At 74.6% G+C, this 20521-nt stretch carries 19 protein-coding genes; 11 read left to right on the top strand and 8 right to left on the bottom strand.

Features of this window, described 5'->3' with window-relative positions:
- Positions 1–29 precede the first annotated feature (29 nt).
- The gene (locus ACFEMC_RS13135) at positions 30–1745 is read right to left on the bottom strand and encodes an alpha/beta hydrolase (RefSeq protein WP_380170047.1); all 1716 of its coding nucleotides are present in this window, start codon (positions 1743–1745) and stop codon (positions 30–32) included.
- Between the two features lie 146 nt (positions 1746–1891).
- Here ACFEMC_RS13135 and ACFEMC_RS13130 point away from each other — a divergent pair, with 146 nt between their 5' ends.
- Both ACFEMC_RS13130 and ACFEMC_RS13125 read left to right on the top strand, forming a co-directional pair.
- Positions 1892–2902, top strand: a complete 1011-nt coding sequence (locus ACFEMC_RS13130) for a methionine synthase (protein WP_380170046.1) — start codon at positions 1892–1894, stop codon at positions 2900–2902.
- Entirely contained in the window at positions 2895–3431 is a 537-nt protein-coding gene (locus ACFEMC_RS13125) for a GNAT family N-acetyltransferase (RefSeq protein ID WP_380170045.1), read from the top strand. The genes ACFEMC_RS13130 and ACFEMC_RS13125 overlap by 8 nt, the downstream gene beginning before the upstream one ends.
- Here ACFEMC_RS13125 and ACFEMC_RS13120 read toward each other — a convergent pair whose 3' ends face one another.
- Positions 3432–4673: an esterase-like activity of phytase family protein gene (locus tag ACFEMC_RS13120; protein WP_380170044.1), complete on the bottom strand. Its 1242-nt coding sequence runs from the start codon at positions 4671–4673 to the stop codon at positions 3432–3434.
- Between the two features lie 84 nt (positions 4674–4757).
- Here ACFEMC_RS13120 and ligA point away from each other — a divergent pair, with 84 nt between their 5' ends.
- Positions 4758–6893, top strand: coding sequence for an NAD-dependent DNA ligase LigA (ligA, locus tag ACFEMC_RS13115; RefSeq protein WP_380170043.1), 2136 nt, complete (start codon positions 4758–4760; stop codon positions 6891–6893).
- Here the strand turns inward: ligA and ACFEMC_RS13110 are convergent.
- Positions 6890–7423, bottom strand: a complete 534-nt coding sequence (locus ACFEMC_RS13110) for a hypothetical protein (protein WP_380170042.1) — start codon at positions 7421–7423, stop codon at positions 6890–6892. The two genes, ligA and ACFEMC_RS13110, sit on opposite strands and share 4 nt — an antisense overlap.
- 53 nt (positions 7424–7476) lie before the next feature.
- Here ACFEMC_RS13110 and ACFEMC_RS13105 point away from each other — a divergent pair, with 53 nt between their 5' ends.
- The 5 genes from ACFEMC_RS13105 to gatB all read left to right on the top strand — a co-directional run bounded on the left by ACFEMC_RS13105 (position 7477) and on the right by gatB (position 13593).
- The gene (locus ACFEMC_RS13105; RefSeq protein ID WP_380170041.1) at positions 7477–7914 is read left to right on the top strand and encodes an Lrp/AsnC family transcriptional regulator; all 438 of its coding nucleotides are present in this window, start codon (positions 7477–7479) and stop codon (positions 7912–7914) included.
- Positions 7915–7992: 78 nt separating this feature from the next.
- Positions 7993–10227 carry a putative bifunctional diguanylate cyclase/phosphodiesterase gene (locus ACFEMC_RS13100; protein WP_380170040.1) on the top strand — a complete coding sequence of 745 codons (2235 nt, stop codon included), beginning with the start codon at positions 7993–7995 and terminating at the stop codon, positions 10225–10227.
- 11 nt (positions 10228–10238) lie between these two features.
- Positions 10239–10538 (top strand): Asp-tRNA(Asn)/Glu-tRNA(Gln) amidotransferase subunit GatC, encoded by a 300-nt coding sequence (gatC, locus tag ACFEMC_RS13095; RefSeq protein ID WP_367637813.1) that lies wholly within the window; start codon positions 10239–10241, stop codon positions 10536–10538.
- Positions 10535–12079: an Asp-tRNA(Asn)/Glu-tRNA(Gln) amidotransferase subunit GatA gene (gatA, locus tag ACFEMC_RS13090; RefSeq protein ID WP_380170039.1), complete on the top strand. Its 1545-nt coding sequence runs from the start codon at positions 10535–10537 to the stop codon at positions 12077–12079. The genes gatC and gatA overlap by 4 nt, the downstream gene beginning before the upstream one ends.
- Complete coding sequence (gene gatB, locus ACFEMC_RS13085) at positions 12076–13593, top strand: Asp-tRNA(Asn)/Glu-tRNA(Gln) amidotransferase subunit GatB (RefSeq protein WP_380170038.1); 1518 nt, start codon at positions 12076–12078, stop codon at positions 13591–13593. The genes gatA and gatB overlap by 4 nt, the downstream gene beginning before the upstream one ends.
- On the opposite strand, the gene bla is transcribed toward gatB, so the two are convergent.
- The gene (bla, locus tag ACFEMC_RS13080) at positions 13586–14500 is read right to left on the bottom strand and encodes a class A beta-lactamase (protein ID WP_380170037.1); all 915 of its coding nucleotides are present in this window, start codon (positions 14498–14500) and stop codon (positions 13586–13588) included. The two genes, gatB and bla, sit on opposite strands and share 8 nt — an antisense overlap.
- Before the next feature lie 87 nt (positions 14501–14587).
- Between bla and ACFEMC_RS13075 the strand changes: the two genes are divergently transcribed.
- On the top strand, positions 14588–15460 hold the full coding sequence (locus ACFEMC_RS13075) for a LysR family transcriptional regulator (protein WP_380170036.1): 873 nt from the start codon (positions 14588–14590) through the stop codon (positions 15458–15460).
- Entirely contained in the window at positions 15457–16356 is a 900-nt protein-coding gene (locus ACFEMC_RS13070; protein WP_380170035.1) for a serine hydrolase, read from the top strand. The genes ACFEMC_RS13075 and ACFEMC_RS13070 overlap by 4 nt, the downstream gene beginning before the upstream one ends.
- On the opposite strand, the gene ACFEMC_RS13065 is transcribed toward ACFEMC_RS13070, so the two are convergent.
- From ACFEMC_RS13065 to ACFEMC_RS13055, 3 genes are read right to left on the bottom strand one after another with little or no spacing between them, the layout of a single operon-like run.
- Positions 16349–16951 carry a DedA family protein gene (locus ACFEMC_RS13065; RefSeq protein WP_380170034.1) on the bottom strand — a complete coding sequence of 201 codons (603 nt, stop codon included), beginning with the start codon at positions 16949–16951 and terminating at the stop codon, positions 16349–16351. The two genes, ACFEMC_RS13070 and ACFEMC_RS13065, sit on opposite strands and share 8 nt — an antisense overlap.
- A 4-nt stretch (positions 16952–16955) precedes the next feature.
- Positions 16956–18173, bottom strand: a complete 1218-nt coding sequence (locus ACFEMC_RS13060; RefSeq protein WP_380170033.1) for an MFS transporter — start codon at positions 18171–18173, stop codon at positions 16956–16958.
- Positions 18170–18766 carry an ArsR/SmtB family transcription factor gene (locus tag ACFEMC_RS13055; protein ID WP_380170032.1) on the bottom strand — a complete coding sequence of 199 codons (597 nt, stop codon included), beginning with the start codon at positions 18764–18766 and terminating at the stop codon, positions 18170–18172. The genes ACFEMC_RS13060 and ACFEMC_RS13055 overlap by 4 nt, the downstream gene beginning before the upstream one ends.
- A 91-nt stretch (positions 18767–18857) precedes the next feature.
- Here ACFEMC_RS13055 and pdxY point away from each other — a divergent pair, with 91 nt between their 5' ends.
- Positions 18858–19709 carry a pyridoxal kinase PdxY gene (gene pdxY, locus ACFEMC_RS13050; RefSeq protein ID WP_380170031.1) on the top strand — a complete coding sequence of 284 codons (852 nt, stop codon included), beginning with the start codon at positions 18858–18860 and terminating at the stop codon, positions 19707–19709.
- Here the strand turns inward: pdxY and ACFEMC_RS13045 are convergent.
- Positions 19687–20490: a hypothetical protein gene (locus ACFEMC_RS13045; protein WP_380170030.1), complete on the bottom strand. Its 804-nt coding sequence runs from the start codon at positions 20488–20490 to the stop codon at positions 19687–19689. The genes pdxY and ACFEMC_RS13045 overlap by 23 nt on opposite strands.
- Positions 20491–20521: the final 31 nt, after the last annotated feature.

Genomic DNA, 20521 nt, shown 5'->3' with positions numbered 1-20521 from the left:
ACCCATCACCGGACCCACCACTCACGCCGTCACGACGCCGCTCCCGAGCGCGCCGCGCGCAGGACCTGTGCGACGACGCCCTCACCCGGGGACCCGGCCACGGGCGGCAGGCCCACGCCTTCGCAGGTGACGTCCCCGTCGGGCGCGGTGCCTTCGGCGAGGAACCGGTCGACGACGTCGTCCACGCACGCGTTGCCCATGCCGTACAGGCCGTGGTCACCCTCGTCCTCGACCGTCACGAGGACGGAGGACCCCATCGCCTCGTGCGTCTTCACCGCGCCCTCGTAGGCGGTGGCGGGGTCGCGACGGGACTGGACGATGAGCAGCGGCGGCAGGTCGGCCCCGTCGACGGTGGGCAGCGCGAGACCGTCGCGCTGCCAGTAGGCGCACACCTGGCTGGACTTCGTGTAGCCGACGAGGGGGTACCGCTCGCCCTGCTCGTTCCCGTAGGCGTCCCAGAACGCCTGGTCCGTGGACCACTGGCTGTCGTTGCAGGTGGTCGCCGCGAAGGTCGCGGCCATCGACTCCGTCGCCGACGGCCGGTCGGCGGCGGGGGCGAGCTGGCGGACCAGGTCGGCGAGTCGACCCGTCAGGGCGGTCGGCGCGGTGGCGGACCCCGCGGGGCCGGACCGGAAGGCCTCGACGACCTGCAGCCCGCTGAGGATCCACGCGAGCTGCGGGAACGACGCCTTCCCGTACATCGACTGCATCGCGAGCGCGTCCAGCAGGTTGCCGTCCACGGCCAGTCCGGGCAGCAGCTGCAGCGGCCGGGCGGCCAGCCCGGCGCGCAGTCGCTCGTACGTCGCGTTGACGTCCGCCCCCGTCGCCCCGAGTCCGAACGTGGCGTTCCCCGCGGCGGCCCAGGGGGCGAAGTCGACGTCGAAGCGACGCTGGAAGGCCATGGGCTGGTAGGAGAAGACCTCCTGGTACCCGGCCGTCGCGTCGACACTGGAGTCGAGGACGAAGCGGCCGACGCGGCCGGGCAGGTGGGTGGCGAACTGCGCGCCGAGCCAGGTGCCGCCGGAGTAGCCGACCCAGTCGATCGTCTCGCGGTCCAGGGCGTCGCGGACGAGGTCGATGTCGAAGACCGTCTGCTGGGTGTTCACGACGGGCGCCAGCGGGTCCTGCGCGCACGCCTCCGCGGCGCCCTGGACGATCTTGGCGGCGAGGGCCAGCGCCTCGGGCGAGCGGTCCCGGTAGTCCGGCGGGGCCTCGCCCACGAAGGCCGACCCGCACGTCAGGGCCGTGCTGGCCCCCGTGCCCCGCACGTCGAGCCCGATGACCTCGGTGCCGGCCAGGCCCGGCACGGCGGAGCCGAGCGCCGCCAGGGACAGCCCCGCACCGCCGGGCCCACCCGGGTTGGTGATGACCGTGCGCTCCGGCCGCGGACCCTGGCGCGGCTCGCGGCTGATGGTGACCTGCAGCGGCTCACCCGCCTCGGGCTCGTTCCAGTCGCGCGGGACGGCCACCTGGGCGCACTCCAGTCCGCTCGTCAGGCTGGCGAGGAGCCCGACCTGCCCGCGGGAGCACGGGGCCCAGGCGAGCTGCTGGCCGCGGTAGCGCTCCGGTGTGCGGGCGAGGAACTCGGCCTCGGCGGCGGCGACGGTCGCCGGCCGGGTGGTCCCGAGCGGAGAGGGGGCGGGGGCGGCGCTCGCGGGGCCCGCGACGAGCAGGGGGCCGGCCAGGGCGAGCACCCCCGCGGTGGCGGTCCCGGCGCGGCGGACGGCTCGAGCGCGGTGGTGCATGACGTGTGCCTTCCCAGGAGTCTGCTGTGAAGACCCATCCACCCGCACGGGGCGGGTCCCCGCCAACGGACGACGGTCGGGATCCGGGTCCGACCTTCGGGGGATGCCCGACGGACCCACCTGCCCCCGGCGGGTAGCGTTCCGGCGTGCCAGGATCCGCCGCCGCCGTCGGCGCGCTGCCCGGGGAAGACCCCCGCGAAGCCGCCCGCACCGTCTTCGGGGAGCTCGGCGACCCGCCGCACGTACCCCACCTCGCCCAGCTCCCTGCCCGGGGACCGGGTGCGGACCCGCTGGGACGCACGGCGTCCCTGCTCGTGGACCTGCCGGTGGACCGGCAGCCGGCGGGCTGGCGCTTCGTGGACGCACCCGGTCGCGACGCCGCCCGCGCCGACGCCTTCCTGCGGGCCGACCTCGACGAGCTCGCGGAGGCCGCGGACGGCTGGGCGGGCCCGCTGGCGCTCGCGGTCGTCGGCCCCTGGTCGCTGCTGGCGAGCGTCGAGCTGAACCGCGGGGAGCGCAGCGTCTCCGACCCCGGGGCGCGCCGCGACGTCGTCGCCTCCCTCGCCGAGGGACTGTCCCGCCACGTCGCGGACGTGCAGCGCCTCGTCCCGGGCGCGCAGGTCGTCGTGCACGTCGAGGAGCCCTCGGTGGCCGCCGTCCTGGCCGGACGGCTGCCGACCCAGTCGGGGTACGGGACGCTGCGCGCCGTCGACCGCGCGGAGGTCCGCGACGGCCTGCGTGACGTCTTGGCCGCCGTGCGCTCCGCCCACGCCGAGCCGGTGCTCCGGCTCGACCCCGCCCAGGCGCCGTGGTCGCTCGTGCGCGAGGTGGGGGCCGCCGGGGTGGCGCTCGACGTCCGCGACCTCGGCCCGGCCGGCTGGGAGTCCGTCGCGGCGTGCGTGGAGGACGGTCTGCGGTTGTGGGCCGGGGCGCTGCCCGTGCCGGCGAGGACAGGTCTGCCCGTGCCGTCGGACGCGGCCGTGGTCGACGCCGTCCGCCAGCCGTGGCGGCGGATCGGGTTGCCCGCCACGGCCCTGGCCGACGTCGTCCTGATGCCTGCGACGGGACTCGCCGACACCCCGCCGTCCCTCGTCCGGGACCTGCTGACCCGGCTGCGGACCGCGGCCACCGCTCTCGAGGAGGCCTCCGGTGACTGACCTGACGTTCCGCGACGCGACCGCCGACGACGTGGCCTCCGTGGTCGACCTCGTCGAGTCTGCCTACCGCGGCGAGAGCAGCCGCACCGGCTGGACCACCGAAGCGGACCTGTTGCAGGGCAGGCGGACCGACGCCGAGGGCATCGCCGCGGTCGTCGCCGCCCCGGATTCGGTGCTCCTGCTGGCCCACCGCGACGGGGACCTCGTCGGCTGCTGCGAACTGCGCCGCACCGGTCCGGTGGCCTACTTCGGGACGTTCGCCGTCAGTCCCCTCGCCCAGGGGGGCGGGATCGGGCGCACCCTGTTGACCCGCGCCGACGCCGAGGCGGTGGCGCGCTGGGGGTCGGACGCGCTGGAGATGACGGTCATCGCCCAGCGCGCCGACCTCATCGCCTGGTACGAACGCCTCGGGTTCCGCGGAACGGGTGAACGCCGCCCGTTCCCCTACGGCGACGACCGGTTCGGGATCCCGCAGCGGGACGACCTCGAGTTCGTCGTCCTGCGCCGCCCCACCGCGGGGACCCGCTGATCAGCCCTCGGTCCGGCCGGTGGACAGGTCGGCCTGCACCTCGATCGTGAGGAACTCGTCGTCGTCCGGGACGCCGGGCGTGCGGCCGGCCGAGAACGGGAAGTTGTTGTCGTTGCCGACGACGATGCGGTGGTCCCCGACGACGTCGACGCTCTCGATGGTGGTGAACGGGAACGTCAGGAACCCCGAGTCCTTCGACAGGTCCCCGGCGACCCCGTCCGGGTCCGACACAGCCATGAGGTTCACGAGCTGGGTCTTGAGCGGGTGCCCGGTCGAGTCCGTCACGCTGGTGTCGACGAGGAACACCGCCTTGAACACCGCGGTGGGGCCCTGGCCGTTGTCGCGTTCGAGGACGAGGAACCGGTGGTCGTCGACCTGGGTCATGTCGCCGATCGCGTTGCGGGGGGATTCGAGGCGGTAGGTGAACGCCTCGCCGCGGTAGCGCCCCTCGACGGTGTCGTAGCGGTATGCGCGCAGGTCCTGGGGGTCGTCGCCCGCGACGGGGCCCTCGAGCAGCGGGAACAGGTAGCGGCCGTCGGCCGATTGCGCCATGCCCTCGAACCCCTTGCTGGACGCCAGGTTCGGCGTGGCCGTGCCGAGTTCCGGGTTGTCGGGGGACCGGACGCTGGGCAGCGGGACGGGCGCCTCGAGCAGTCGGCCCGCCGCGTCGGTGTGCAGCAGGTACGGGCCGAACTCCTCACCGAACCAGAACGTCCCGTCGGGGGCCTGCCGGAAGCTCTCGGGGTCGAAGTCGGCACCGGTGAGCCGGCGGTCGGTGCGGGTCAAGGGCCAGGTGACCTTGCCGTACGGGTCGGACAACGTGAAACCCCCCGGGGCGACCTGGAGGGTCCCGGTGCCGGGGTCGGTCAGCCGGTGCACCGCGAGGAGGAAGTCGGCGCTGTTCGCCTTCGTGCCGTACCCGTTGTCGGAGAGCACGAGGTAGGAACCGTCGGGCTGGACGAGGTTGGCGGAGAACCCTTGCACGGGCTGGGCGGCGAACGGCACGGCGACGCCGTTCGCGGTCTCGATGCCGGCGCCGCTCGGCACGGGCTCGCCGAAGGTCGCAGCGGGCAGGACCTGACGGTCGACGAGGCGCGCGGTCTGGGCGGGGAGGGCGGTGGCGGGTGCACGGTCGTCGGCCCGGGCGTCGGAACCGGAGGCGGTCAGGGCGAGGGCGCCGGCGACCACGGTGCTGAGGGCGAGCGGGGCCGCGAGGGCGCGGCGCGAGGGGCGGGTGGTCATGGCGGTGACCGTAGAGACCCTGGGCAACCGCTGAGCGACGCCGCGGTGAACGCTCGTGGGCGTGTGTCGGACCCTCGCGGCAGGATGGGGACCGTGAGCGCAGACAGCACGCCCCCCTCCGGTGAGACCCCCGGCGACGCCTCGGGTGCCACCGTCCCGCCGTCCGCCCGGCACCGCTGGGAGGAGCTCGTGGCCGAGGTCCAGGCCGCCCGCTTCGCGTACTACGTGCGCAACTCCTCGCCGCTGAGCGACGGGCAGTACGACGAGCTGGAGAAGGAGCTGCGGTCTCTGGAGGAGCAGCACCCCGAGCTGCGCACTCCCGACTCCCCGACGCAGACGGTGGGCGGGACGTTCTCGACGGAGTTCACCGCCGTCGACCACCCCGAGCGCATGCTCAGCCTCGACAACGCGTTCACGCTGGACGAGTTGTCGGCCTGGGCCGGCCGCGTGGAGAAGGAGGTGGGGGAGGGGGCCCGCTACCTGTGCGAGCCGAAGATCGACGGCCTCGCCATCGACCTCGTCTACGAGGACGGGCGCCTGGTCAGAGGTGTCACGCGCGGCGACGGCCGGACGGGCGAGGACGTGACGTTCAACGTCCGCACGATCGCCGACGTCCCGCACCGCCTCACGGGCGACGACGTGCCGGAGTTCCTCGAGGTCCGCGGCGAGGTGTTCTTCCTCCTGGAGGGGTTCGCCGCGATCAACGCGGGGTTGGCGGAGGCCGGCAAGCCGCCGTTCGCGAACCCGCGCAACGCGGCGGCGGGATCGTTGCGGCAGAAGGACCCCCGCGTCACGGCGACCCGGCCGCTGCGGATGCTCGTGCACGGCATCGGGTCTCGCCGCGGCATGGAGAACGGCTCGCAGTTCGAGGCGTACGAGAAGCTCGCGGCCTGGGGTCTGCCGACGTCCCCGCGCGTCAAGGTGGTCGACACCCTCCCCGAGGTCGCCGACTACATCTCCTACTACGGCGATCACCGGCACGACGTCGAGCACGAGATCGACGGGGTCGTCGTCAAGGTCGACCAGGTCCCCCTGCAGCGCCGGCTGGGGTCGACCTCGCGCGCCCCGCGGTGGGCGATCGCGTTCAAGTACCCGCCGGAGGAGGTGACGACGACCCTCCTGGACGTGCAGGTCAACGTCGGCCGGACCGGCCGGGTCACGCCGTTCGCGGTGCTCGCACCGGTGCTCGTCGCCGGCTCGACGGTGAAGATGGCCACGCTGCACAACGCCGACGAGGTCAAGCGCAAGGGCGTCCTCATCGGCGACACCGTCGTCGTCCGCAAGGCCGGTGACGTGATCCCCGAGGTGCTCGGGCCGGTCGCCGACGCGCGCACGGGCGACGAGCGCGAGTTCGTCATGCCGACGCAGTGCCCCGAGTGCGGAACGACGCTCGCCCACCAGCGCGCCGACGACGTCGACATCCGCTGCCCGAACTCCCGGTCCTGCCCGGCCCAGCTGCGCGAGCGCGTGTTCCACGTGGCCGGCCGGGGCGCGTTCGACATCGAGGCCCTCGGGTACGAGGCCTCCACCGCCCTCCTGCAGGCCGGCGTCATCGAGGACGAGGGCGACCTGTTCACGCTGACCGAGGAGGACCTGGCGACGGTCCCGCTCTTCACGACGAAGGCCGGGGCGGTCTCGGCGAACGGCCGTCGGTTGCTGAAGAACCTCGCCGACCGCCGGTCCCAGCCCCTGTGGCGCGTCCTCGTCGGGTTGTCCATCCGCCACGTCGGCCCGACCGCGGCCCGCGCCCTCGCCGACCGGTTCGGCTCGATGGAGGCGATCGAGGCCGCGAGCGCCGAGGAGATCGCCTCCTCCGAGGGCGTCGGCCCCACGATCGCGGACGCGGTCGTGGAGTGGCTCGCCGTCGACTGGCACCGCGAGGTGGTGCGCAAGTGGCGCGAGGCCGGGGTGCGGATGGAGGACGAGCGGGACGAGTCGACCCCGCGCACCCTGGAGGGCCTGACCGTCGTCGTCACCGGGTCCCTGGCCGGGTACTCCCGCGACGAGGCGAAGGAGTCGATCCTCGCCCGCGGCGGGAAGGCGTCGAGCTCGGTCTCGAAGAAGACCGACTTCGTCGTGGTGGGGGAGGCCGCCGGATCGAAGGCCGACAAGGCCGAGCAGCTGGGCCTGCGCATCCTCGACGAGGCGGGTTTCACCGCGCTGCTCGAGGGTGGGCCGGACGCCGTCGCGCTGCCCGCCGAGGACGCGGAAGAGGACTAGAGCGAGCGGCCCCGCGCGTCGCGGCGCTCGCCGGGCAGGCGCGGGCTGCGCTTGCCGGAGTTCACGAGCTCGACGAGCCCGGGGGTGAACGGGACGCCCCGCTGTTCGGCCACGGTCCGCAGCGCGGCCGCCGCGTCGCGCTGCGCTCGTCCGAAGAGGGCGAGGGAGGCGACCTGCGCCGGGACGTTGGGGCCGGGGTCGTCGTAGGCCCCGCCCTTGACGCGCAGCACCGGACCGGTGGCCGGGGACGGCCAGGTCCCGGTCGACCAGGAGACCTCGAGCACGTCGCCCCACGCCCAGCTCGTCTCGCCACCGCGGCTGCGCACGACGATCGACGACTCCGTCAGCGTCACGGTGTCCCCCCGGTGCCGGAGCAGGGTCCAGACGAGGCTCACCGCGGTGAACCCCGCGCACCCGGCGACGTAGGCGAGAGGTGCCCACCCGCGCCAGGCGATGAAGCCCGCCACGGCGGCGGACACCGCCGCGGACAGCAGTCCCCAGCGCGTCCCCCCGGCGCCCAACGTCACCACGCCCGCACTGTGGCACGGTGGCGTCGTCGCGTCACAGGAGCTGGGGAGGTCGAGTGCGGGAACTGGACGACATCGACCGGGGCATCCTCGCCGCCCTCGAGGCCGACGGGCGCGCGACGTTCGCGCAGGTCGGGCACCGCGTCGGGCTGTCGGCCCCGGCCACCAAGCGGCGCGTCGACCGCCTCGTCGCCGACGGCGTCATCGCCGGGTTCACGGCCGTCGTGGACCCGGCCGCGCTCGGCTGGGGGACCGAGGCCTTCGTCGAGGTCCGCTGCCACGGCACCGTCTCGCCCGGGGAGCTGCGCCGGCTCTGGCAGGGCATCCCCGAGATCGTCGGTGCGTACACCGTCACCGGCCCCGCGGACGCCCTCCTGCACCTGCGGGCCCGGGACGTCAGCCACCTCGAGGAGGCCGTCGAGCGGGTGCGGGACGAGGCGTCGATCGCGGCCACGGACTCGGTCATCGTCCTGTCCCGGCTGGTGACGCGCTGACCCGCGCAGCTCGTGACGTGGATCACGGTGTGATCTTCAGGGCTTGACGTGGTGGAGGCCGGTGCCGATACCTGGACCGTGAACCGCAACCTCGGCCGCGCCCTCCCGGCCGCGTTCTTCGTGGCGGGCGCGGGTCTGGCGGCGCAGTGGACGACGCGGACCGCGGACGGCCGTCTCGTCAGCGCGGCCCTGCTGGTCGTCGTCCTCACCGGCACCTTCCTCCTGCACCGCGGCGCCGGGCTCGGCCACCGCGGCATGTCGGCGACGACGTGGCGCTCCTTCACGGTCGCCGGCACCGTCCTGGTGGCGGGCGCCGTCGCCGACCTGGTGCTCGCCACCGTCGGCCGCCCGGGGGCGTCGCAAGGACTTCCGTTGGCGATCGCGGCGCTGATCGCCGGACCCCTCGTCCTGCGCGGGGTCGTGCGCTGGAACCCCGACGTCCAGCACGTGCTCGAGGAGGGCCACGGGCTCATCACGGCCAGCGCCGTCCTCGTGCTGGCCGGGGCCGGGAACCTCGTCCTCCCCTGGCTGCCCTCGGAAGTGGCCGGGTGGGACCCGTGGCGTGTGCAGGTCTGGATCGTCAGCCTGGCCGTCGTCGGCGTCCTCGTGGGCACGTGCATCGTGGCCGCCCGCATCAGCGGTCTGGCCGGGGACGTGCGCGTGCCGCTGCTCAGCGGCTCCCTCGTCGGCCTGGGACTGGCCGACGCCTCCGCCGCGCTGACCGGCGACTCCGGGCTCGTGGCCCTGCACGGCGCCGTGGCTGCGGGTCTGCTCGTCACCGGCGCCGCCGCCGTGGAGGTGCGCCGCCCGGTGACGGCGTTGGTGGGGGCCGGTGTCCCCGCCGGTGGAGCGCTCTTCGTCCTCCTGGTCGGAGGCGTTGTCCTGCTGCTGGCGGTCCGGACGGACGCGGCGGTGGCGATCGGCTGGGCCGGTCTGGCCGTCCTGGGCAGCGCCGTCTGCCTCGTCCGGCAGCTGGGGCCGTTGTCCCAACTGGCTCAGGCACGCGTCGAGGCCCGCACCGACGAGCTCACCGGGCTGGGCAACCGCCGCGCCCTCGTGGCCCAGGCGGACCGGCTCGCCGCCGGTGGGGTCCCCCACGCGCTCCTGAAGCTGGACCTCGACGGCTTCGGCCTCGTCAACGAACGGCTCGGTCACGCGGGCGGCGACGAGGTTCTGCGCGCCGTCGCCAGGACCCTGCGGTCGAGCGTCCCCGAGGGTGCGTTGACGGCTCGCACCGCCGGGGACACGTTCGCGGTCCTGCTCCCCGGCGCGGGCGAGGGCGAGGCCGTCGACACCGCCCACGTCCTCGCCGGCGCGCTGCCGGGACTGCCCACGGCCTCAGGGCACCGCACGCGGATGACCGCGAGCACCGGGGTGTCGGTCGCCGAAGCCGGGACGGGCCGCACCGAGGACCTCCTGCACCGCGCGGCGGCCGCTCTCGCGCTCGCCCGCCGGGAACGGCGCCGGGTGGCCGTCTTCGACGCCGCCCTCGAGCAGTCCACCCGTGATCGAGCGGCCCTGGCCGCCGACGTCGCCGCAGCGCTCGCCGACCCGGTCCGCCGCGAGGCCGAGCTGGTGCTCGCCTACCAACCCCAGCTCGAGGTCGGCACCGGGGCCGTGGTCGGCGTCGAGGCCCTCGTGCGCTGGCGCCACCCCCACCGTGGCCCGCTGTCCCCGGACCGCTTCCTCGACCTCGCCGAGGAGCACGGCCTCATGGACGGGCTCACCGCGCACCTGCTCGACCGGGCGGTGCGCGAGTGCGCGTCCTGGACGGGGGACAGGGGACCCCTCCGGGTGTCGGTGAACCTCTCGGCCTCCTCCCTCGCCTCGCCGGAGCTCCTGGGCGTGGTCGACGACGTTCTGCGGCGGCACGCCTTCGACCCCGCGCGCCTGGTCCTGGAGATCACCGAGACGACGCTCATGGGCGACCCCGACCTCGCGGTCGAGGTCACCGAGCGCCTGGTGGCCCGCGGGGTGTCCCTCAGCATCGACGACTACGGGACGGGCTACTCCTCGCTGGCCTACCTCAACGACCTGCCGGCCTCCGAGCTCAAGCTGGACCGCGCGTTCACCCTGCGCGTCACGTCGGACCCGCGCACCGCGGCCATCGTCGAGGGCACGGTGGCGCTGGCCCACCGGCTCGGTCTGCGCGTCCTCGCCGAGGGCGTGGAGGACCTCGACACCCTCGCGGCCCTGCGCCGGCTCGGGGTCGACGAGAGCCAGGGGTACCTGCACGCCCGGCCTCTGGACCCGGGGGCGCTGACCGCCTGGCTCGCCGGACGGGCCCCCGAGCTGGAGCACCAGCCCGCATAGACTCACCGATCGTGTCCGCCATCTCCCGATCCGAGGTCGAGCACCTCGCGCGCCTGGCGCGCATCGACATGTCCGACGAGGAGCTGGACCGCATGGCGGGTCAGCTCGACGCGGTCCTCGATGCCGTCGCGGCCGTCGCGAAGGTCGCCACCGACGACGTGCCCGCCACCTCGCACCCCGTGCCGCTGACGAACGTCACCCGACCGGACGTCGTCCGGCCGGGCCTGACCGCGGAGGAGGCGCTCGCGGGCGCCCCCGCGGCCGAGGACGGTCGCTTCCGCGTCCCGATGATCCTGGGGGAGGAGGCGTGAGCGTCAACGAACTGGTCCAGTGGGACGCCACCCGCCTGGCCGAGGGCCTGCGCAGCAAGGTGGTCTCCGCCGAGGAGGTGACCCGCGCCCACCTCGACCGCATCGACGCGGTGGACGGTCCCACCTCCGGCGACAACGAGTCCGGCGTCCACGCCTTCCTGCACGTCGACCACGAGGGCGCCCTCGCCCGCGCCCGGCAGATCGACGCGGACCGCGCGGCCGGGGCCGACCTCGGGCCGCTCGCCGGCGTCCCCATCGGCGTCAAGGACGTGCTGACGACCAAGGGCCTGCCCACGACGGCCGGGTCCCGGATGCTGCAGGGCTGGGTCCCGCCGTACGACGCGACGGTCGTGCGCGAGCTGCACGCCGCGGGTCTCGTCGTCCTCGGCAAGACGAACATGGACGAGTTCGCGATGGGCTCGACCACCGAGCACTCCGCGTACGGCGTCACCCGCAACCCGTGGGACCCCACCCGCATCCCCGGCGGTTCCGGAGGCGGGTCCGCCGCGGCGCTCGCGGCCTTCGAGGCCCCGCTGACGATCGGGTCGGACACGGGCGGTTCGATCCGCCAGCCCGCGGCCGTCACCGGCACGGTCGGCGTCAAGCCGACCTACGGCGCGGTCTCCCGCTACGGCCTCATCGCGCTCGCGAGCTCGCTGGACCAGGCCGGACCCTGCGCCCGGACGGTCATGGACACGGCGCTGCTGCACGCGGTCATCGCCGGCCACGACCCGTACGACTCGACGTCGCTGCCGGGTGCGGTGCCCGACGTCGTCGGCGCCGCGCGCCAGGGCGCGACCGGTGACCTCACCGGCGTCCGGATCGGCGTGGTCACCGAACTGTCGGGCGAGGGGTACGAACCCGGTGTCGTCGCCCGCTTCGAGGAGGCGCTCGCGGAGTTCCGCGCCGCGGGGGCCGAGGTCGTCGAGCTGAGCCTGCCGAACATCGTGCACGCGCTCGCCGCCTACTACCTCATCCTGCCGAGCGAGGCGTCGAGCAACCTCGCCAAGTTCGACGGCATGCGCTACGGCCTGCGGGTCGTGCCCGACGGCGAGAACGTGACGGCCGAGACCGTCATGCGCGCCACCCGCGCCGCCGGGTTCGGGGACGAGGCCAAGCGCCGCATCATCCTCGGCACCTACGCGCTGTCGGCCGGCTACTACGACGCCTACTACGGCAGCGCCCAGAAGGTGCGCACGCTCGTGCAGCGCGACTTCGACGCCGCCTTCGGCTCCGTCGACGTGCTCGTCTCGCCGACCGCGCCGACGGTGGCCTACCCGCTGGGCGCCAAGCTCGACGATCCGCTGGCGATGTACGCCGGGGACGTCGCGACGATCCCGGCGAACCTGGCGGGCATCCCGGGGATGTCCCTGCCGGCCGGCCTGTCCGACGGGTTGCCCGTCGGGTTGCAGATCCTCGCGCCCCAGCAGGCCGACGACCGGCTGTACCGGGTCGGGGCGGCGCTGGAGACGCGGTTGGTGGACAAGTGGGGCGGGCCGTTGCTCGCAGAGGTTCCGGCGTGGCAGGGGGTGTCGGCATGACCGTCGAACTGGTGGAGTACGACGAGGCCGTGGCGGAGTTCGACCCCGTCCTCGGGCTCGAGGTGCACGTCGAGCTGAACACCCAGACGAAGATGTTCTCCGGGGCGCCCACGGAGTTCGGTGCCGAGCCGAACACGCAGGTGGACCCGACATCGCTGGGCCTGCCCGGCGCGATGCCGGTGCTCAACGCCAAGGCGCTGGAGTCGGCGATCCGCATCGGGCTGGCGCTGAACTGCTCCATCGCTGAGCGCTGCCGGTTCGCCCGGAAGAACTACTTCTACCCGGACATGCCGAAGAACTTCCAGACCTCGCAGTACGACGAGCCGATCGCGTACGAGGGGTACCTCGACGTCGACGTCCCGGCGTCGGAGGACGGGTCCAAGCCGGCGTTCACCTACCGGGTGCTCATCGAGCGCGCCCACATGGAGGAGGACACCGGGAAGTCCCTGCACGTCGGGGGTTCCACGGGCCGCATCCACGGCGCGGAGTTCTCCCTCGTGGACTACAACCGCGCGGGCATCCCGCTCATCGAGATCGTCACCAAGCCCCTGGAGGGCACCGGGGACCGAGCCCCCGACGTGGCGCGCGCCTACGTCGCGGCCCTGCGCGACCTGCTCCGCGCACTCGACGTCTCGGACGTCAAGATGGAGCAGGGGTCGCTGCGCTGCGACGTCAACCTGTCGCTGCGGCCCTCGCCCGAGGCGAAGCTCGGCACGCGGTCGGAGACGAAGAACGTCAACTCGCTGCGCTCGGTCGAACGGGCCGTGCGCTACGAGGTCTCCCGGCACGCGGCCGTCCTGCGCGCGGGCCGGAAGGTCGTGCAGGAGACGCGCCACTGGCACGAGGACACCGGGCTCACGACGTCGGGCCGGGAGAAGTCCGACGCCGAGGACTACCGGTACTTCCCCGAACCGGACCTCGTCCCGATCGTCCCGGACCGGGCGTGGGTCGAGGAGCTGCGCGCCTCGCTGCCCGAGCCGCCCGCGCAGCGCCGCAGGCGGTTGCACGCCGAGTGGGGCTTCTCCGACCTGGAGTTCCGCGACCTCGTCAACGCCGGTGCCCTCGACGTCGTCGAGGCGACGGTGGCCGCGGGCGCCTCGCCCGCGGCGGCCCGCAAGTGGTGGTCCGGGGAACTGGCCCGCCGCGCCAACGCCGACGGCGTCGAGCTCAGCGCCCTGCGGGTCACCCCGGCCGACGTGGCCGAACTGGCCCAGCTCGTCGACGACGGCAAGCTCACCGACCGTCTCGCGCGCGAGGCCCTCGAGGGCGTGCTGGCCGGGGAGGGCGACGTCGCGACGGTGGTCCAGGCCCGCGGTCTGGTCGTCGTCCAGGACGACGGCGCCCTGAACGCCGCGGTCGACAAGGTCATCGCCGCCAACCCCGACGTCGTGGAGAAGATCCGCGGCGGGAAGGCCCAGGCGGCCGGTGCCCTCATCGGCCAGGTCATGAAGGAGATGCAGGGCAAGGCGGACGCCGCGCGCATCCGCGAGCTGATCACCGAACGCGTCAGCTGAGCGCGTCGACGACGAGTCCGGCCGCCCGCGCCACGAGTGCGGGGTCGGACTCGTCGTCGAGACCGGGCCTGTCGGAGAACACCACGACGACCCACGGGGCGCGGCCCCCCGACGGCCACACGACACCGACGTCGTTCTGGTTGCCGTAGCGGCCCGCGTGGCCGGTCTTGTCGCCCACGACCCAGCCCGTGGGAACCCCCGCACGGATCTGTTCCGACCCGGTCGTGTTCCCCCGCAACCACCCGGTGAAGACGTCCCGGTCCGCGGCGTCGAGGGTTTCCCCGACGGCGTAGGCCCGCAGGTCCGCGGCGAACGCGCGGGGCGAACTCGTGTCGTCGACCTCGCCGGGGTTCCACCGGTTCAGCCCGGGTTCGGTGCGCGCGGACTCCGTCACCGTGTCGCCGAGCGCCCGCAGGTCCGCCTCGAAACCCGTGGGCCCGCCGAGCTGGTCGAACAGGAGGTTCCCCGCGGTGTTGTCGCTCACCGTCACCGCCGCCTCGGCGACCTCGCCGAGCGACATGGTGCCCCCGACGTGCTCCCCGGTGACGGGGGAGTGGTCGACCAGGTCCGTCACGGGGATCCGCGTGGCGAGGTCGGCGCCGGAGTCCAGGACCGCCGCGGCCGCGAGCGCCTTGTAGGTGGAGGCGAACGCGAACCGTTCGTCGGCCCGGTGCTCGACGGTGCGGCCGCTGCCGGTGTCGACCGCGAACACGCCGAGACGGGCACCGAACTCCTGCTCCAGGGCGTCGAAACGCGGCGGCGAGACGGTGTTCGACGCCGCGGAGGGCCTGGTCGACGGAGCCGAGGCGGGCGGGGCCGGGTCGGAGCACCCGGCCAGGAGCACCAGGGCGGACAGCGGGGCGGACAGCGGGGCGGACAGGAGGGTGGTGGTTCTTCGCACGGTCACCACCCCACCGCAGTCCTGCCATGCCGTCCAAGCAGCCGATCGTCCGATCGATGCCGGACCAGCATCGCCGACGGGTACGGTCGTGACGTGGACGTCGTCGCCGGGTGCCGCGCCTTCCTGGCCGTCGCGACCCAGGGCAGCTTCACGGCGGGCGCCGCGTCCGTGCGCATCCCCCAGTCCGTCGCGAGCCGCCGGGTGGCCGCGCTCGAGGCCCACCTAAGTGCACGACTGCTGGACCGCTCCTCGCGCACCGTCGCGGTGACGAGCGTGGGACGCGACCTGCTGCCGACGGCCCGCCGCCTCGTGGACCTCGCGGAGGCCCTCGTCGAGGACGCCGAGCGGGCGCGCCGCCGGCCGCTGCGGTGCGGGGTGCCGGACACGCTGGACCTGACCGCACTGGCCCGGTTCGCGGCCGGCACCGGGCACGTCGTGGACCCCGTGCCGCTCCCGCGGGCACGGCGGGTCGAGGCCGTGCGGGACCGCGACCTGCCCGTCGCCCTCGTCCCGGTGCCGCCGGACGAGGCCGCGTGGACCGGTGTCCTGGGGGTGGGCGCACGCCCCGGGCTCCTGCGTGCCCCCACCTTCCGGTGGTCCTCGCTGCGGCGGGGCCGCGCGGCGGGGAGGGCTGAGGAGGGGGTGCGCCGCTGCTGGCTGCTGCCCGAGGACGACGTCCCGCACGTGCGGGACGTCGTGGTGCGGGCGGCCACGGCCGCCGGTCTGCAACCCGTCCAGGTGGGCGTCGCCGACTCCCCGGTCGCCGCGCTGGCCCACGTCCTCGACGGCGGGGACGTCGTCCTGGCCACCCGGCCGGAGGCTCGCACCTGGCGGTTGGACTGGCGCCCGCTGGCGGGGGCCGCCCTGGTCCGCGGCCTGGCCGTGCTGGCCGGCCGGGAGGAGGACGCCCGACGGGTGCGCGGGGAGTTCGCGGACGCGGTGGCCGACCTCTGGGAGGACGTGTGAGGGCGCTGGACCGGGTGCGGGGACTCCTCGCCGACGCGGGCCTGCAGGCCGGCGTCGTCGTGCGCGACCTCGACGACGGGCGGTCCGTCGTCCTCGACCCCGCACGCCAGTTCCCGTGCGCGTCCCTGGTGAAGGTCCCGCTGGCCCTCGCGACCCTCCTGCGCATCCACCGCGGGGACCTCGCCGCGGACGACGTCGTCACGGTGGGACCGCCGGCGACGCCGGCCGACACCGGCCTCGGGCGGTTCCGCCACCCCGCGCGCATCGCCGTCGAGGACCTCCTCGAACTCGCCGTGACCATCAGCGACAACGTCGCCGCGGACGCGCTGTTCGCGCTGACGCCGCCGGCGGCCGTGGACGCGGAACTGCGCGCCCTCGGTGTCCGGGGCGTCGCGGTGCGGCACCGCTTGGCCGACCTGACCGCCACCCCGGCGTTGCGGGTGGAACGCCCGCTCGGCCACCTGCTGGCGAGCCGCTCCGGAACCCCCGGCGACGGTCACGCCCTCGAGCAGTTCGACGTCGGCCGGGCGAACGCCGGCTCGGCCCAGGGTTTCGCGGACCTGCTGACCCACCTGTGGAGGCCCACCACCGTCCCCGAGGTGGTCGCCAGGCGGATGCGTGACCTGCTGGGCGGCAATGTCTTCGGTCACCGGCTGGCCCCGGACCTGCGGACCGACGCCTCCCGCTGGTCGTCCAAGACGGGAACCCTGCTGACGCTGCGGCACGAGGCGGGGGTCGTCGAGCACGCCGACGGGACGACCGTCGCGGTCGTGGTCCTCAGCGCCTCGACCGTCGTGGCGACGCAGCAGCCGGAGGCGGAGGCCGCCCTCGGCAGGTGCGCCCGGGTCCTCCACGACGCCCTCCTGGACGACCTCCTCGACGGCGACCTCAGCTGACCCGGCGGCGCACGACGCGGTTGAGCACGAGGTCCACGAGGAAACCCAGCGCCAGGGCGATGACGATGCCGAGGGCGGCCCCGGCGAGCGGTGTCGACTCGATCCAGTGCCCGGCGAGGGAACCGATCGCCACCGAGTACGCCGCCCACGTCAGCGCCGCCAGCGCGCTCAACCCGACGAACCGCGCCCGCGGGAACTGCACCGCGCCGGCCGTCAGGTTCACGGCGATGCGGCCGATCGGGACGTACCGGGCGGCGAGGATCGCGAAGGCTCCGCGCCTGTCGAGTTCCACGGCGGCGCGGCTGAACGCCTTCTCCAGCCGGGGGTGCCCGGCGATCCAGCGCCGCAGCGGGGAGTGCCGGCCCATCGTGTAGGTGAGGTTGTCGCCGAGGAAGGCGCCGACCGCCGCGCAGGCGAACAGCGCCCAGCGGTTCGGGTGCCCGGTGTCGGCCGCGATGGCCGACAGGCCGATGACGACCGACTCGCTCGGCAGCGGCGGGATGAACGCGTCGAGGGCGGCGAGGGTGAGCACCGCGGCCAGCACCCACGGCGATCCGGCGTGCTCGGTGACGAGCGCGTTGAGCTGGTCGAACACCCGCTCACCCTGCCACGGCCGGCTCTCGTCGGGCGGGGCGGTCCATGTCCTTCCAGGCCCGGCCGACGAAGGGGGCGAGCGTGACGAGGAGGTACAGGGCGCCCACGGTCCACAGCACCGGCACGACGCCGACCCGGTCCGCACCCCAGCCCGCGAGCAGCGACCCGGCCGGCATCCCCGCCCACGCGCCCGCCGCCACGAGACCGGCGACGCGGGCCCGCATCCGCGGGGCCACCCGCTCGAGCTGTACGGCGCCCAGGACCGGGTTGATGGCCCCGGCGGCCAGGCCGCAGGCGAGGACGACGACGAGCGTGAGCTCGAGGGAGGGGCCCGTGGCCAGCAGCAGGAAGCGCGGTGACCCGGCGAGCAGGAACGACAGCGCGAAGACGCGGCGGCGCGACCAGCGCCGGGTCAGGCGGTGCGCCTGCAGCGCACCGACGGCGGCGCCGACGCCGAACACCGCGCTGACCCAGCCGAACGCGGCGGGGTGGTGCCAGGTGTCGCGCGCCACGAGGGGCAGCAGGACGGTCAGGCCCGTGTCGAAGGCGTTGGTCGCGAGCACGAGGAGGACGACGGCGCGCAGCAGCCCGTCGCGGCGCACGACGTCGAACCCCTCCCGCAGGCGACGCAGGTAGGACCCTGCGGGGGTGGCGGCGTTGGACGTGTGGGGAACGGCGACCAGCACGAGCGTCGCGCTGGCGGCGAAGGTCGCGGCGTCGAGCCACAGCACGGGCAGGGCGCCGAGCCACCCGACGAGGGCGGCCGTCGCGGCGACGCCCAGCAGCTGGGCGAGCCGTTCAGCGCCGTTGAGGGCCCCGGTGGCCTTGAGCAGCGGTACGTCGTCGACCGCGCAGACCTCCGGCAGCATCGCGTGCCGGGCGGCCTGACCGGGGGCGTCGAGCAGGCCCGTCGCCACGAGGAGCAGGACGAGCCCCCAGAACGGCAGGCCGACCGTTCCGGCCAGCAGCGGCACCGCGGCGATCGTCACGGCGCCGACGACGTCGCTGGCGGTGCTCGTGCGGCGGTAGCCGATGCGGTCGACGACGGTGCCACCGAACACGCCGCCGACGACGACCGGCACGACCGCTGCGGCGGAAGCGATCCCGAGCTGCAGGCCGCTGCCGCCCGTGGCCAGGACGTGGAGGGGGACGGCCACCTGGGTCGCCGCGTTCCCCGCGGCGCTCGCGGTGTGCGCGACGACCAGCGCGCGGAGCGGTCTCACGGCCGCGGGAACAGCGCGTGGAGGGCGAGCACGGGGCGGGTCCCGGCGCGGTCCCGGTCCGAGCGCCTCAGCCACCGGTCGAAGACCGCTCGGACCTCGGCGGCCATCTGAGCGAGCTCATCGGCCGTGAGGTCGAGGTACAGGTCCCCCGTGGAGGCGGCCTCGGCCCACTCCGGCGGCAGGTCGTGCTCGGCGTCGAGGTAGGCCTCGTGCGCGTCGGCGAGGCCTCGGACGAAGCTCTTGCGCAGCGCGGTCGAGGCCGCCGAGCGCTCGGGGTCGCTCGTGTCGGTGGGGGAGGGTGTGCGGGTGAAGGCGTGGACCGAGCGCCACCAGCGTTGCCGACGGTCCGGTGCGTGGTCGGGCGCCTCGGCCACCAGGCCGACCTCGGCGAGGCGCGACAGGTGGTAGCTGACCGAACCGGGGGCCTCGTCCACGGCGCGGCTGAGCATCCCGACGCTGCACGGCCCCTGCACGCGCAGCTCGCCGAGCAGGCGCAGCCGCGTCGGGTGCGCGAGCACGCGCATGGTCGCGGGGTCGGTGAGCTCGACGGTGGGTCCGGTGGCGGTGAGGTCGTCGGAGGGGGAGTCGTCCACGGCCCCACGCTAGAACCACAAGACTTCTTCCACAAGACCTCTTGTGGAAATGGGGCGGCCCGGAGGGGGAGGGGCGCGTATCGTCCGGCGCGTGAAGGTGCTCTCCATCCAGTCCGCCGTCGCGCACGGCCACGTCGGCAACTCCGCGGCCGTCTTTCCGCTGCAGCGCATCGGGGTCGAGGTCGTCCCCGTCTACACCGTGAACTTCTCCAACCACACGGGCTACGGGGCCTGGCGCGGTCCGCTCATCGCGCCGTCGGACGTCGCGGACGTCCTCACCGGGGTCGAGGAGCGCGGCGTGTTCCCGCAGGTCGACGTCGTCCTGTCCGGGTACCAGGGCGGAGTCGGGATCGGGGACGTGATCGTCGACGCGGTCCGCCGGGTGAAGGCGGCGAACCCCTCCGCGGTCTACGCGTGCGACCCGGTGATGGGGAACGCCAAGTCCGGCTGCTTCGTCGCACCGGAGATCCCGGAACTGCTGCGCGACCGGGTCGTCCCGGTCGCCGACATCATCACGCCGAACCAGTTCGAGCTCGGCTACCTCACCGGCACCGAACCCACCACGCTGGAGTCGACGCTCGCCTCGGTCGACGCCGCGCGCGCGATGGGCCCCTCGACCGTCCTGGTGACGAGCGTGGAGCGTCCGGACCGGGAGGAGGGGACCGTCGAGGTGCTCGTCGCCGACGACGCCGGCGCCTGGATCGTGCGCACCCCGATGCTGCCGTTCAAGGCGAACGGGTCCGGCGACGTCACGGCCGCCCTCTTCACCGCCCACTACCGCAGCACCGGGGACGCACGGGTCGCGCTGGAGCGCACGGTGTCCAGCGTGTTCGACCTCATCGAGGCGACCTACCGCTCCGGGGAGCGGGAACTGCGGCTCGTGGAGTCGCAGGAGGTCTACGCGAACCCGCGGATGCAGTTCACCGCCGAACGCGTGCGCTGACGAGCGAACCGCCGAGACCGACGGCCGCGGCGACCGCCAGCGGCGGGACGACGAGAGCGGTGGACGTGACCCGCTGGCGGAAGACGTCCACCGCCGTCCCGACGAGGTCGGCGGGGAAGCGCAGCAGCACCCAGTTCCCCACCGAGTTGTCGAGCACGGTCTCCACCGTCGGCACCAGCCACAGCAGGGCGAGGGCGACCACTGCGGCGGTGACCTGAGCCGCCGAACGCAGTCCGCTCCAGGCGATGACGACGCCCACGAGCACCGCGGGCCACCACCAGTGCTCGCCGCGTCCGGGCACGAGGAGGGCGGCCAGCGCGAAACCCGGGACCGCGAGGGCCCGGGATCGCGCTGCCGTCAGGGCCAGGACGACGGTTCCGGCGACGAGGGCGCCGAGCAGCAGTGCGACCAGCGCCGCGAGGTAGACGGTGGACGCGTCGCGCTGCGGCAGTCCGGCGCGGACCGTGACCAGTGAGGAGGCGGCGGCGATCCCCTGGACCAGCAGCATCCCCGCGGCGGTGGCGGGGACGGGGCGGCCGGGCCACCGACCCCGCTGCAGCCGCAGCGAGAGGCCGGCCAGCGCCCCCGCCGTCACGTGCAGCCCGACGACGTCCGCGACGTGTTCCTGGCTCAGCGGCAGCAGCGAGAACGGCGGCGATCCAGGGTCGCCGAACCAGAGCCGTTGCGGCGGCAGGTGTCCGCCGGTCAGGAGCCAGGGGAGGAGGCCGACGACGGCGGCGAGTGCGCCGGTGGTGCCACGGACGAGGGTGGGACGGTGCACGCGTCCACCGTAGGGGGACGGTGATCACCGC

The organism is Kineococcus sp. DHX-1, assembly GCF_042473625.1.
Taxonomy (GTDB): Bacteria; Actinomycetota; Actinomycetes; order Actinomycetales; family Kineococcaceae; genus Kineococcus.
Note: the sequence above shows the minus strand (reverse complement) of the source record. Positions and strands in the feature narration are given on the sequence as shown.

Bases quoted from the DNA above. Each gene is read 5' to 3' on its own strand.
- ACFEMC_RS13135 (WP_380170047.1), bottom strand. From the start codon at position 1,745: ATGCACCACCGCGCTCGAGCCGTCCGCCGCGCCGGGACCGCCACCGCG.
- ACFEMC_RS13120 (WP_380170044.1), bottom strand. From the start codon at position 4,673: ATGACCACCCGCCCCTCGCGCCGCGCCCTCGCGGCCCCGCTCGCCCTC.
- ligA (WP_380170043.1), top strand. From the start codon at position 4,758: ATGGGGACCGTGAGCGCAGACAGCACGCCCCCCTCCGGTGAGACCCCC.
- gatB (WP_380170038.1), top strand. From the start codon at position 12,076: ATGACCGTCGAACTGGTGGAGTACGACGAGGCCGTGGCGGAGTTCGAC.